Here is a 13350-nt window from a genome sequence, read left to right as displayed (position 1 = left end):
TTAATTCTGAATCTTCTTCGAAACACAAATCACCTCCCCTTCCACAATGGCAAAAACCTCATCGTTCACTGAAGGTTTTAAAACGTGCTTCCCCGTAAAGTTACCAAAAGCGGGAAGAATTAAACCGTTAAGGGTTTTATAAAAACACGCGAACCGTAAATATTGCCTGCCAACTCCCCGCATTCTAATTCCCGGATGCACGTGGCCGGAAAAGTTGAAAGTTCCCTTAATTTCGGAAGGATGATGCGTTAAATGAAAGCCTTCCAGCAACAATTCATCATAAACCTTTACGCCCAAATCTTCGTATAAATACTGTGGAATTATGTCGTGATTGCCCGAAATTAGTATCACTTCCGCTTTGGTGTATTCCACCCATTTTTCAAAATCTTGCCATTCCTCATTTAATTTGCTGTGGAAAAGATCGCCCAAAAAGCAGATGATTTTTGGCTCAAAGTAATTTGAAATTTCGGTGAGTTTTTCCAAATTTTGAAATGCCGCATTTGCGGGAACGGGCGCGCCGTGCTTTCTGAAATGAGCCACTTTTCCCAAATGGACATCGGCTATCAAAAGCATTTCCTTGTCTTTCCAGAAAATGGCGCCACTTGGGTGAAGGGTAAAATGGTGGGAATTGATTTGGATTTCTTTCATGGGTTGCAAAGATAAAACAACCGAAAGACTTGAAAGATGCACCGATCTTTAATTCCTTTCCAACTGCAACGTCATTCTTTTAATGCGGTCCGCCAATTTTTCCGAAGAAAGTTTCGCGCGGAGTCCGTCGGTAATTATTGGGAAGCTGAAAGGGGTGGCTTTTTCGCATTGTTTCCAAATTATTTTTTGTGAATTGATACGTTCCAAAGCCAATCGCAATCGGCCTTCCTCCAATTGATGCTCGAAAGTTTCGCGATAGGCCTGAAGGTATAAAAGATTGTTGGGTTCGTAATCCCGAAACACGTCAAACAGCAATTGGCTGTTGCTTTGCAGATGTTTCGTTTTGATAATTTTATTCGGATAACCCTGAAAAACCATTCCGCTGATAACGGCGATATCGCGAAATTTCCGGCGTGCCAATTCGGTGGAATTCAAGCTTTTTTGAAGATCGTCATAAAGATATTCCGCCGAAAAAAGGTTGTTGTCCAAAACCGTTTGAATATCCAAATATTGGTCGCTCAACAATTCAAAACCATAGTCGTTATAGGCCAACGAAAAGGAAATGGGCGACAGCAAACTGATGCGATACGCCAGCAAACTGCTCATCGCCTCGTGCACAAACCGCCCTTCGAACGGATAAAACAGTGCGTGATAGCCGTCCCGTGTTTTAAAGGTTTCGATCAAAAAATCATTTTCGCCGGGAACAATACTATCCTTCTCCTGTCTATTAAAAATATCGCTGAGTGCCTTTAATTCCGGAGTGTTTCGTTTGTGATCGGCTTCGCTTTGCATTTCTTCCCGAAGAATTTTACTCATCTGTGAAGAAAGCGGCAATCGGCCCCCCAAAAAACTCGCGACCTTTCCAGATTTTTTAGTCGATTTTCGAACCTGTGCCTGCATTTGCCGAAGTCGGACCAATTCCAAAGTGCGGCCGGCAAACACAAAGCTATCCCCAATTTTCAGTTTGCTGATAAACCATTCCTCAATCGTCCCGATAAAGCCACCGGTCACATATTTTACGTGCATCATTGAGTCACTTACAATCGTGCCGATGCTCAGCCGGTGCATCATTGCAATCTGCCGACTTTCAACTTTAAAAAGACCTTCGGGCGTAACTTCCACTTTTTTATATTCGTCATAGGCTTGCAAGCTTTGGCTTCCTAGGGTTATAAAATTTAAACACCATTTCCATTGTTCTTCCGTAATTCCTTGAAAACAGAAGGTTTTTTGTATTGCGGGGAAAATTTCCTTCGGAAAAAATCCGTCGCCAACCGCGAGAGTCACCAAATATTGGATCAGTACATCGAAACTCAGCAAGTATGGCATTCTATCTTCAACCACTTCTTCTTTCACTGCTCTTTTCAACGCCGAAGCTTCCAATAATTCCAAAGCGTGGGTGGGCAGAAAATAAATTACCGACGGTTCGCCGGGCCTGTGGTTGCTTCGCCCCGCGCGTTGCAGAAATTTTGCGACTCCTTTCGGTCCACCAATTTGAATAACCGTTTCCACCGGCGCAAAATCCACCCCCAAATCCAAACTCGAAGTGGCTACAACCGCAGTCAGCGATTCGTTTCGGATTGCTTGTTCCACCCACAGCCGTGTATCTTTCCCGATGCTGCCGTGGTGCATTGCGATTTCACCCGCAAATTCAGGATGTTTTTCAAGTATTTTCTGAAACCAAACTTCGCACTGCCCGCGCGTATTTGTGAAAATTAGCGTAGTTTTACTCGCTTTTATAATGGGAATAATTTCCTCTAAAAGATGCAATCCCAAATGCCCCCGCCACGGAAAAGTTTCCATTTTTTTGGGAATAATGGAGCGCACTTCAATTTTCTTTTTTTGGTTCGCTTTTATTAAAACGGCATTTTTTCTGAATTCTGAATCCATTCCCAACAACACATCTTGCGCTTCTTCAAGATTTCCTATAGTTGCTGAAATTCCCCAAATGCGCAATTGAGGCGAAACTGTTTTTAATCGTGAAAGTGCGAGCTCCATTTGCACGCCGCGTTTGCTGCCCAAAAGTTCGTGCCATTCGTCCACAACAATCGCCGTAAGATTTTTGAAAATTTTGTCATATCCTTTTGAAGCCAGCAAAAGCATCAGACTTTCGGGCGTGGTAATCAACAAATCGGGCATTTGGCGTTTTTGTTTTGCCCGTTCGCTTTGCGGAGTATCGCCGGTGCGGATGCCTACGGTTAAACCTGTTTCCAAATCATCGGCAAAACGTTGGGCTGCTTGACTTATTTCTACTGAAAGTGCCCGCAGTGGGGTAATCCAAATTGCTTTTAATCCCTTTTGATGTTTCGTTTTATAATCTGGATTTTCCTTTAAATATTGAAGTACAATCGGCACCCAAAGCGCATAGGTTTTTCCGCTTCCCGTTGGTGCGTTTAAAAGTCCGTGTTTACCTTCTAGGAAAGCTTTCCAAGTATTTTTTTGGAATGGAAATGACTTCCAATTTTTTGATTGAAACCAATCCTCAGCAACGGAAATAAGTTCGGACTGCTTCATTTTGGGATTAGTGCTTTTAAGTCTGAAAGTGTATTGGCTTCTTCAATAGGTTTATCTTTCCGCCAGCGTAAAATCCGAGGAAAACGGGTCGCAATACCGCTTTTATGGCGACTGCTTTCCGCGATTCCTTCGAAAGCAATTTCGAAAACGTGATGTGGGGTGACGCTACGCACCGGGCCGAAACGTTCCAAGGTATTTCGTTTTATCCACGCATCCACTTGCCGAAATTCCGCATCAGTCAAACCGGAATATGCCTTTGCAAATGTTACCAACTCACCTTCGTCCCAAAGCGCAAATGTGTAGTCTGTGTAAAGATTTGCTCGCCTTCCGTGGCCGCGCATGGCGTATGTTAAGACCGCGTCTATGGTAAACGGATCGATTTTCCACTTCCACCAATCGCCTTTTTTTCTTCCCACTAAATAGGGTGAATCCTTTCGTTTCAACATCAATCCTTCGCTGCGTTTTTCTCGGGAAAGGTTTCGCTCTGCAGCGGCTTCTTCCCAGGTTTCAAAACCCATTGTTTCGCTTAAATACAGACCGATTTCTTCAGAATTGATTTTCTGAATCATTGCGTCCAAAATATTTCTTCTTTCCGAAAAAGGTTTTTGCCGAATATCCTCGCCCTGCCATTCCAATAAATCATACGTATTCAGAATTACCGGCGTTTTTTTCAGCAGTGCTTTTGAAATATTTTTTCGCCCAATCCGTGTTTGGAGTGCATTGAAGTTGCCGATTTCATTTTCTCCAAAAGGAAGAATTTCACCATCAATCACGGTTCCGTTGGGAATTACTTTCAGAAAATTTTGAAATTCGGGATATTTATCGGTCACCAATTCCTCGCCCCGCGACCACACAAAAACCTCATCATTTCTAATGATGACCTGGCTGCGGATGCCATCCCATTTATGCTCAAAACTCCAATCCGTAATCGGACCCAAATCCTCTTGAAAATTATCCTCCACAGCATACGCCAAATAAAATGGATAGGGTTTGCTGAGGTAATCTTCCTCATTTTGTTCTAAAATCAGCTTTTTGTAAGTCGTTTTTTCCGGAGTCCAATCGCCCATTAATTTGTAGGCCAAAATATCCTCATCAATTCCCGTAGCCTTTGAAAGTGCGCGCGTCATCAATTTTTGGCTTACGCCGATGCGGAAACTTCCGGTCAATATTTTATTGAAAACGAAACGTTCAAAATAATTTAGCGCCAACCAATTGTCGTGCAGGTATTTCTTTTTTTCTTCTTCGGGAAGGGTTCGAAGTTCAATAATTTCCGAAACAAATTGGGAAAGGGATTTCTCGGAATGTTCTTCGGAAGTTGGCAAAACCAAAGCAATCGTTTCCGCCAAATCGCCAACAATGTGATAACTTTCCTCAAAAAGCCAAAGCGGAATCCCGCTGATTTCCGTAGCCCAAAGTCGGAGAAGCGTAGTATTCACCGGACGTTTTGGACGCCGGTGCGAAAGAATTGCGATTGTCCAAAGCTTGTCGGCATCGTTCGCATTTTGGAAATACTCGGTGAGCGCCGCAACCTTTTCATTGGTTTTGTTGGTGCTGTCGAGCTTTTTGATGAGTTGGGCGAAATCCTTCATAAGCCCCCTAGCCCCCGAAGGGGGGATTTTATACCTTTTATATTCTTAATCTTCATTTTCGATTTTTTTATCGATTTCTGCATTTTCTTCCTCGTATTGCGTCTTTTCTGTTCTTGCGTCATAACTCAATTCTTCCCTTAAATAGCGCGCAAAAATATCCGTGTATCCGTGGGTTGCTATTACTTTTTCACAACCCGTTGCCTCAATTGCTGAGAGCAAACCTTCCCAATCTGCGTGGTCGCTTAGTACAAATCCACGGTCAATTGCGCGCCGTCTTCGAGCGCCACGAAACGTCATCCACCCACTTGCGGATGCGGTTACATAAGGTACAAACCTGCGAATCCACGTGCTGCCGTGGGCACTTGGCGGGGCAACTATAATATTACCCTTTATTTCTTCTTTTGAAGTATCGCGCGTTATCAACGTAGTTTCGGGTAAATTGTAATTGGCCCGAACAACATCCGTCATATTTTCAACCGCGCCGTGGGTGTAGATTTTTCCGATGGAAGTGTCGAGATGTTTCAGCAAACGCTGGGCTTTTCCCAAACTGTAACCGAAGAGAATCGAAGTTCTTCCTTCACTTTTGTTGGTTGCCCACCATTCATTTATATCCCTAAAAACATCGGCTTGTGGTTCCCATTTAAAAGCCGGTAAACCGAAAGTGCATTCCGTAATAAAGGTGTGACATTTTACGGGTTCGTAAATCTCGGCGAGGCCGTCGTCTTCAGTTTTGAAATCGCCCGTAAATACCCAAACTTCTCCCTTATACTCAACCCGAACTTGGGAGGAAGCCATAATATGGCCGGCCGGATGCAATGAAAATTTTACACCATTTATTGAAAAGGTTTCGTTCCAGTTTTTTCCGGTAACGGAAATTTCACCCAAACGATGTCTAATAATTGGAACATTATTGTAATGCGTAATATACTGCTTATGCCCCCACCGACTATGGTCTGCGTGGCCGTGGGTGACTATGCACTTATCCACCGGGCGCCACGCATCAATGTACACATCGGCTTTTTCACAGTAAATTCCTTTGTCGTTGAAGGCTAATAACGGTGGGTTCATTTTAATTTTTTCAGTAGCAGTTTAAAAATACTCAAAGCGTGGTTTTCAACATTTACAATTAAGAAAAGTTTAGGGTGAAGGAATTTCAAAAAGAATGTGTGAGAAAACCGCAACACTTTTTTCGGCATTGCTCGCAATTCAATTACAAGCTTTATATTTGCTGGATACTAAAAAACAAAGTGTATGTCATTTACAGATTTATTTGAAAGCGGGGAACATTCGCGAAATATTGGGCATTTTGCATCTATTGCCAACATTGCTTCAATAAAAGGTTCAATTAATGCTGAGGAGGAAAAATTGTTAAAGCGATTTGCGCGCAAACTTGATATTGTTGAAGAGGAATATGAAGCAATTTTAAAAAATCCGGGCAACTACCCCATCAATCCCCCGAATGATGCCGAAGGGCGTTTGGAACGTATTCACGATTTATTCGAAATGGTTTTCGCCGATAATGAAATTGATGACCACGAACGTTTTTTAATTGAGAAATACGCCATTGGTTTGGGATATGATGTTGAAACTGCGCGTCATTTAATAAAACGATCCATTGAAATTTACAGCGGCGGCCTTGATTTGGAGGATTATCGGTATCTTTTGAATAAGAAATAGAAACCGGAACCAAGAGCCAAGAATCACAATATTTAAAAACATAAACCTGAAGCTAAGCTTCGGGTTTTTTTATTTCGCGTGGGCCATAAACTCTTCCGCCTTTTGAACCATCATTTTGCTTCCGCAGAAAAAGGGAACTCTTTGATGCAGTGAAGTGGGCTGGATTTCCAAAATTCTTTCAAAACCATTGCTTGCTTTGCCTCCGGCCTGTTCGGCAATCATTGCCATAGGGTTACATTCGTAAAGAAGGCGGAGTTTACCGTTGGGATCCTTTGAAGTATTCGGATAAATATAAATTCCGCCTTTTATCATATTTCTGTGAAAATCTGAAACCAGCGATCCAATATAGCGCGAAGTATACGGGCGATCATCCTCTTCCTTTTGACAATATTTTATATAATCCTTTACGCCCTGCGGAAAATGGACATAATTGCCTTCATTAACTGAATATATTTTTCCCGATTCGGGAAATTTCATGTTTGGGTGCGACAGATAATAGGTTCCGATAGCCGGATTTAAAGTAAACCCGTTTACGCCATGGCCCGTTGTATAAACAATCATAGTTGAAGTACCGTAAACTATATAACCGGCGGCCACTTGATTGATGCCCGACTGAAGAAAGTCATTAATGGAAACGGGGGTTCCTTCCGGAGTAATTCTTCGATAAATGGAAAAAATGGTGCCCACCGAAACATTCACGTCTATATTGGAAGAGCCATCAAGCGGATCTATCAACACCACGTATTTATTGTCATTTTGCTCGTTTCGGCCTTTAATGGTTATAAACTCATCTTCCTCTTCGCTTGCGATTCCGCATACAATTTCGCGATTGGTAAGCGTATTGATAAAAACTTCATTGGCAAAAACATCCAATTTCTGTTGGTCTTCCCCTTGAATGTTACTGTTTCCGGCAGTTCCCAAAATATCCACCAACCCTGCCTTGTTCACTTTATGGTTTACCACCTTTGCCGCCAAACGGATGGAATTGATGAGCCGCGACAGTTCTCCCGAAGAGTATTTGAATTCGCTTTGGTTTTCAATAATGAATTCGCCGAGGGATTGATTTATTTTTGCCATTGGGTGGTATCCTGAATTTGACGCAAATATCGGGATTTTTAAGAAATTGAACCGATATTTGTGGGGGGAAATCGAAAAGGAAATTGAAAGGGAAATCCAAATTTTTCCACTTAAACAGAAAGCTATGATTGTGAGAGAAGCCGAAAAAAACGATATGCCGCAAGTTTTGGAACTTATAAAAGAACTTGCCGTTTTTGAAAAGGAACCGCACGCAGTGGAAATTACCGTGGCAGATTTAGAACGGGAAGGATTTGGCGAAAATCCGCTGTTCCATTGTTTCGTTGCCGAAAATTCCTCTGAAACGGGTGTTGGGACAAACATTGTTGGCGCCGCGCTGGTTTATTTCAGATTTTCAACTTGGAAGGGCCGAACACTTCACCTAGAGGATTTAATTGTGAAAGAAGCCGAACGCGGCCAAGGAATTGGAGAGGCCCTTTACAAAAAGGTAATGCAATTTGCATTTGATCGTGGATTAAAACGCGTAGCGTGGGATGTGCTGGATTGGAATACCGGCGCTATCCGCTTTTATGAACGAAGCGGCGCGAGTGTTTTGAAAACTTGGCGCGTGGTACATATGGATGAACAAGCCCTGAAAAATTATATCAACTCATAAAAAATAAAATCTGAATGAAAATCTTCAAATTCGGGGGTGCCTCGATTAAAGATGCCGACGGCGTAAAAAATGTGGCCGAAGTACTTAAAATAACCAATGACAAAAATTTGGTTATTGTGGTTTCGGCAATGGGCAAAACAACCAATTTGCTGGAAAATGTGGTGTTGGAATATTTAAAGGATGACAGTACAAAATGCAAGCAAATTGTTTCCGAATTCAAGCAATATCACCTCGAAATTGTCAACGGTCTTTTTCAGGCCAACAACCATCCCATCTATCAGGTAATAAACAAATTGTTCGACAAAATGAATTCATTTTTGGATGTCAACAAATCAAAAAACCATGCATTTGTTTATGACCAGGTGGTAAGTTATGGCGAATTGGTTTCCAGCGCGATAGTTTCTACTTTTCTTTCAGAAATTGGACTAAAAAATGAATTGTTGGATGTACGCAAATGCATAAAAACGGACGCCAATCACCGCGATGCGAATGTGGATTGGGATGCCACACAGAAGAAAATCCAGAAAAAAACAAGCGTTACGGGTATAACGGTAACCCAGGGATTTCTAGGTTCAGAAACCACAAACAACTTTACAACCACATTGGGTCGTGAGGGCAGTGATTATACCGCGGCAATTTTTGCCTACTGTCTGAATGCAGAAAGTGTAACCATTTGGAAGGACGTCCCCGGAGTGCTCAATGCAGATCCGCGCTATTTTGCCCAAACAACATTGTTAAACCATATTAGCTATCGCGAGGCAATTGAACTTGCATTTTATGGCGCTTCGGTGATTCACCCCAAAACGCTACAGCCTTTGCAACGGAAGGAAATTCCGCTTTATGTAAAATCATTTTTAAATCCCACCGCCCCGGGAACCTGCGTGGGCAAGGGAAAACATTTGGATCCATTGACCTCCTGTTTCATTTTAAAGAAAGACCAAGTGCTAATCTCCCTTTCCTCATTAGATTTTTCGTTTATGATGGAAGACAATATTGGCGACGTCTTTAAATGGCTTCACAAATACAAAATGAAAGTGGAATTGATTCAAAATTCGGCCATCAGTTTTTCGGTTTGCGTGAATGATAAATTCAAGAATTTGGAGCCGCTCTTGGCAAAACTTCGGGAAAAATTCAGTGTGAAATGGAACGAAAATGTAACGCTTTACACCATTCGGCATTTCAACCCAACTGAAGTAAAGGCACTTGCGGAAAACAAAAACGTGCTTTTGAAGCAAGAAAGCAAGGAAACTGTGCAATTGGTTATTAAGGAATAGAATCAATTGCTTTAGTTATATTTGTTCACATAAACAACCAAACAATTCAATGGGCCTCGTTAATGCAAAGGAAGTTGCAAAAGCAATAAACGTCGATAAATTCGGCGTTTTTGGAACTTTTATGGGATGGTCCTTAATGAAGGTTTTAAATATCACCACGCTCAATAAAATCTATGACCGCCAAAAACATCTGAAGGAACTGGAATTTATAAATGCGTTAATCGAGGAATTTGAGATAAAGTTTGAAATTCCCGAGGAAGACCTTCGCCGAATCCCAAAAACAGGCGCTTTTATTACAATTTCAAATCATCCGCTCGGCGGCATTGATGGTATTTTATTGCTGAAATTACTGTTGGAGCATCGTCCCGATTTCAAGATAGTTGCCAACTTTCTTCTGCACAGAATAGAACCTCTAAAGCCCTACGTAATGCCCGTAAATCCTTTTGAGGAGCGGAAGGATGTAAAGTCCAGCGTTTTGGGATTTAAAGCGGCCATTATGCATTTGCGGGAAGGACATCCGTTGGGAATTTTTCCCGCCGGGGAAGTGTCCACCTATCGCGACGGAAAACTTTTAGTGGATAAACCTTGGGAAGAAGCGGCCATGAAACTTGTAAAGAAAGCTGAGGTGCCCGTCGTTCCCATTTATTTTCACGCAAAAAATAGCAAGTTGTTTTACCGTTTGGCTAAGATGAGCGATACCCTGCGAACCGCCAAATTGCCATCGGAATTATTGACCCAAAAAGAGCGCTTGATAAAAGTGAGAATTGGCAATGCCATTTCAGTGGAAGACCAAAAGGAACACGAATCGCTACCCGTTTTCACAGATTTTCTTCGGAAGAAAACCTATATGCTTTCCAATGCATTCCAAAAGAAAAAGTTGTTGGACAATATTCCCAAAACGCTCAAGTTTCCAAAACCTCCCAAGAAAATCGCTGGGCCCATTCCGTTGAAGGCCATGGAGGCGGAAATTCAATTGTTGCGCGAAAACGATAAACGACTGCTTATAAGTAAAAATTACGAAGTGTTTTTGGCAGAGGCAAATTCCGTTCCCTATATTCTGCAGGAAATTGGCAGATTGCGTGAAATTACTTTTCGCGAAGTGGGCGAAGGCACCAACAATAGCACGGATTTAGATAAGTTTGATAGTTATTACCACCACATGTTTTTATGGGACAATGACGCCCAAAAAATGGCTGGGGCCTACCGAATGGGGCTTGGTTCCGAAATATTTCCGCGCTTTGGGATAGACGGTTTTTATTTGCAGGATTTGTTTCGTTTTGAGCCCGAACTATATGAAATGATGAGCAAATCCATAGAAATGGGCCGAGCTTTCATAATTAAGGAATACCAATTGCGGCCGATGCCACTTTTCCTTCTTTGGAAAGGAATTGTACACACCACACTTCGCTACCCCGAACATCGCTATTTAATTGGTGGCGTTAGCATCAGCAATAAGTTTTCGGAATTTTCGAAAGGGTTGATGATTGAATTTATGAAATCCAATTATTACGATCCGTATGTGGCGCAATACATCAATCCGAAGAAGGAATATAAAGTAAAATTGAAGGATGCCGATAAGGACTTTATTTTTGACGAAAGCGAGGCCGACCTCAACAAATTCGATAAAATAATAGACGAGGTGGAGCCGGGAAGCCTACGTTTGCCGGTGCTGATTAAAAAATACATTAAACAAAATGCAAAAGTGGTGGCCTTCAATGTGGATCCGCTTTTCAACAATGCTGTGGATGGGTTGATGTACATTCGCATTGCAGATTTACCCGAAAGTACCGTAAAACCTGTAATGGAGGAATTTCAGGCGGAATTGGAAAAAAAATATTCAGATAAAAATGGCGATACCGAGAATTTAAAGGATGCGGTAATTCCGGATTAATTCATTTCAAAAAACATTTTGATTATGGCTGCAACAACTATTGATGAGGTCATTGCTCGCTTGGACCAGATAATAGAATCTGAATGTGCCAAAAATTCCTGCATGGCTTATTTTCCAATTCTTTACAGAAAAGTAACAGTTCGTATAAAAGAGGGAATTCTGAAAAACGAATTTGAAAACAACCAGCGCATGGAAAAACTGGATGTTCTTTTTGCCAACCGATACATTGATGCATATGAGTGTTTGGGCAATAAAAAACATTATACGCAGAGTTGGAGAAATGCCTTCGATGCCGCGCAAAATGGAAAGTATTTAATCATGCAGCATTTGCTTTTGGGAATCAACGCACATATAAATCTCGATCTCGGGATTGCCGCTGCGGAAACGGTGGGCGAGGATGGCGAATTGATGGATTTTGAAAACGATTTCAACAAAATAAATGGAATTCTGGCCGCGATGATTGCGAATGTTGAAGCGAAAATTATCTCAGTTTCACCTTTGTTTGGATTACTCGATAGATTTGGAAAAGGGCGAGAGGACAAATTGGTGAGCTTCAGTATTAATATAGCACGGGACGGCGCGTGGCTTTTTGCTAATGAATATCACTTTTCACGAAACAAAAATGAATGTTTAAATAACAGGGATGTTGCTATCGGAATCCTTGCGCAGAAATTGATAACCCACAAAAGTTGGGTGTTGAAATATTTGGTGAAAACTATCTATTTTTTTGAAAATAAAAATGTGCCGCAGATTGTAGCGGTACTAAAAAAAGAGAACTGATAATATGACAAACACCGCTATAAATTTTTAATCACAGGGAATTTTTGCAACTTTCGTATCTAAGCCAGAATCTGGGCTATCTCCCGTTACAATAGCCCTGTCATCTTCAAGTACAATGGTTATTTCCGCTGTTTCCTCAATTCCTTCCTGCATATAACGATAGGTAGCATGAATGGTTTTATTTTGAATTGTCCCGTTCAATTTTCCATTACGTTGGTCCTTCAATGCCCGAAGCCAATTGTAATTGCCCGTTACCGAATCTCCCTCTATTTTAAGGTCAAGATTTAGGACATCAATATTTTCCGTGCTGTCCGGAAAAGGATATTCATTGCGAAAACACAATTCTTCCACTACCGAATTAACAGTGGATGTTTCATCCTTTTTAGCATTGTTGCAGCTTAAGCAAAGCATTAATATGGCAATAATGGAAAAGGGGATTTTCATAATTTTCCTTTTTAGATTTTATCTTTTAAAATAGGGATTTATCAAAACCAACCTTTTTTGCCTACTTGATAGGTTTGGTAAAATTCCTCATCGCTTTTTGTAAGGTAAATTATTCCTTCAATAAATGGAATAATACCCCCAATTCCGCAAGTAACAATAGTTATTACAATTTGGATGATGCCTTCCTGTGTATAACCAAGAACGAATTTGTGAATGCCCAATGAACCAATGACAATTGCCAAAATTCCAGCCAATATTTTCTTGTTTTCCTCGGTGCGGGTGACTTGATTCCATCCTTCCTTAAATTCATTGGCACTGTGCCTTGCCTGCTGCTCATAGTTTTCACCGGCCTCGCCCGTTTCTTTTCTGGTACTGTCATATCCAGAGTTTTGATGTTCTTCCATAATTTAAAAGTTGGTTTAAGTGATCCTAAAAGTATAAAAATTTAAAGAAAAGCGCTGTCCACAGGTTCCCAAAGTTCAATTTTATTTCCCTCGGGGTCAAGAATCCAACCGAATTTTCCGTAATCATAAGTCTCCATTTCACCCACAATTGTTACGCCTTCCTCTTTCAAAATTTTCAATAATTCCTCAAGATTTTCAACCCTATAATTGAACATAAAATCCTTTTCGCTTGGCGAAAAATAACTTGTATCGGCTTTAAAGGGGCTCCACTGCGTTGAACATTTTTCGCCTTTTTCATTTTGCCACCAAAAGGTACAGCCATAATTATCGGTATTCAATCCGAGGTGGTTTTTGTACCATTCCTTAGTTGCATCGGGATTTTTTGATTTGAAGAAAACACCGCCTATACCTGTTACTCTCTTTTCCATACTTTTATTTTTTT

At 41.3% G+C, this 13350-nt stretch carries 13 protein-coding genes; 5 read left to right on the top strand and 8 right to left on the bottom strand.

What is annotated here, in order from left to right; all coding sequences use genetic code 11:
* From pdeM to QRD02_RS02025, 4 genes are read right to left on the bottom strand one after another with little or no spacing between them, the layout of a single operon-like run.
* Positions 1-648 (bottom strand): ligase-associated DNA damage response endonuclease PdeM, encoded by a 648-nt coding sequence (gene pdeM, locus QRD02_RS02040; RefSeq protein WP_290253231.1) that lies wholly within the window; start codon positions 646-648, stop codon positions 1-3.
* 48 nt (positions 649-696) lie between these two features.
* Positions 697-3159: a ligase-associated DNA damage response DEXH box helicase gene (locus tag QRD02_RS02035; RefSeq protein WP_290253230.1), complete on the bottom strand. Its 2463-nt coding sequence runs from the start codon at positions 3157-3159 to the stop codon at positions 697-699.
* Positions 3156-4748 (bottom strand): ATP-dependent DNA ligase, encoded by a 1593-nt coding sequence (locus tag QRD02_RS02030; protein ID WP_290253229.1) that lies wholly within the window; start codon positions 4746-4748, stop codon positions 3156-3158. Before QRD02_RS02030 ends, QRD02_RS02035 begins: the two co-directional genes overlap by 4 nt.
* Positions 4749-4793: 45 nt before the next feature.
* Positions 4794-5816: a ligase-associated DNA damage response exonuclease gene (locus QRD02_RS02025; protein ID WP_290253228.1), complete on the bottom strand. Its 1023-nt coding sequence runs from the start codon at positions 5814-5816 to the stop codon at positions 4794-4796.
* A 183-nt stretch (positions 5817-5999) separates the two neighbouring features.
* Here QRD02_RS02025 and QRD02_RS02020 point away from each other — a divergent pair, with 183 nt between their 5' ends.
* A complete protein-coding gene (locus QRD02_RS02020; protein WP_290253227.1) occupies positions 6000-6425 on the top strand; it encodes a TerB family tellurite resistance protein in 426 nt (141 codons plus the stop codon).
* Positions 6426-6494: 69 nt separating this feature from the next.
* Here the strand turns inward: QRD02_RS02020 and fbp are convergent, their stop codons facing one another.
* Complete coding sequence (fbp, locus tag QRD02_RS02015; protein ID WP_290253226.1) at positions 6495-7502, bottom strand: class 1 fructose-bisphosphatase; 1008 nt, start codon at positions 7500-7502, stop codon at positions 6495-6497.
* 124 nt (positions 7503-7626) lie between these two features.
* Between fbp and QRD02_RS02010 the strand changes: the two genes are divergently transcribed.
* From QRD02_RS02010 to QRD02_RS01995, 4 genes are read left to right on the top strand one after another with little or no spacing between them, the layout of a single operon-like run.
* The gene (locus tag QRD02_RS02010; protein WP_290253225.1) at positions 7627-8115 is read left to right on the top strand and encodes a GNAT family N-acetyltransferase; all 489 of its coding nucleotides are present in this window, start codon (positions 7627-7629) and stop codon (positions 8113-8115) included.
* Positions 8116-8129: 14 nt separating this feature from the next.
* A complete protein-coding gene (locus QRD02_RS02005) occupies positions 8130-9389 on the top strand; it encodes an aspartate kinase (protein WP_290253224.1) in 1260 nt (419 codons plus the stop codon).
* Between the two features lie 49 nt (positions 9390-9438).
* Complete coding sequence (locus QRD02_RS02000) at positions 9439-11280, top strand: GNAT family N-acyltransferase (RefSeq protein ID WP_290253223.1); 1842 nt, start codon at positions 9439-9441, stop codon at positions 11278-11280.
* Positions 11281-11304: 24 nt separating this feature from the next.
* Positions 11305-12060, top strand: a complete 756-nt coding sequence (locus QRD02_RS01995) for a DUF5995 family protein (RefSeq protein WP_290253222.1) — start codon at positions 11305-11307, stop codon at positions 12058-12060.
* A 27-nt stretch (positions 12061-12087) separates the two neighbouring features.
* On the opposite strand, the gene QRD02_RS01990 is transcribed toward QRD02_RS01995, so the two are convergent.
* From QRD02_RS01990 to QRD02_RS01980, 3 genes are read right to left on the bottom strand one after another with little or no spacing between them, the layout of a single operon-like run.
* Entirely contained in the window at positions 12088-12504 is a 417-nt protein-coding gene (locus QRD02_RS01990) for a hypothetical protein (protein ID WP_290253221.1), read from the bottom strand.
* A gap of 41 nt (positions 12505-12545) precedes the next feature.
* Positions 12546-12908: a TM2 domain-containing protein gene (locus QRD02_RS01985; protein WP_290253220.1), complete on the bottom strand. Its 363-nt coding sequence runs from the start codon at positions 12906-12908 to the stop codon at positions 12546-12548.
* 41 nt (positions 12909-12949) lie between these two features.
* Positions 12950-13336, bottom strand: coding sequence for a VOC family protein (locus tag QRD02_RS01980; RefSeq protein WP_290253219.1), 387 nt, complete (start codon positions 13334-13336; stop codon positions 12950-12952).
* Between the last annotated feature and the right edge of the window lie 14 nt (positions 13337-13350).

Source organism: Aequorivita aurantiaca, assembly GCF_030410135.1.
Lineage (GTDB): Bacteria > Bacteroidota > Bacteroidia > Flavobacteriales > Flavobacteriaceae > Aequorivita > Aequorivita aurantiaca.
This window is presented reverse-complemented; position numbering and strand designations above follow the sequence as displayed.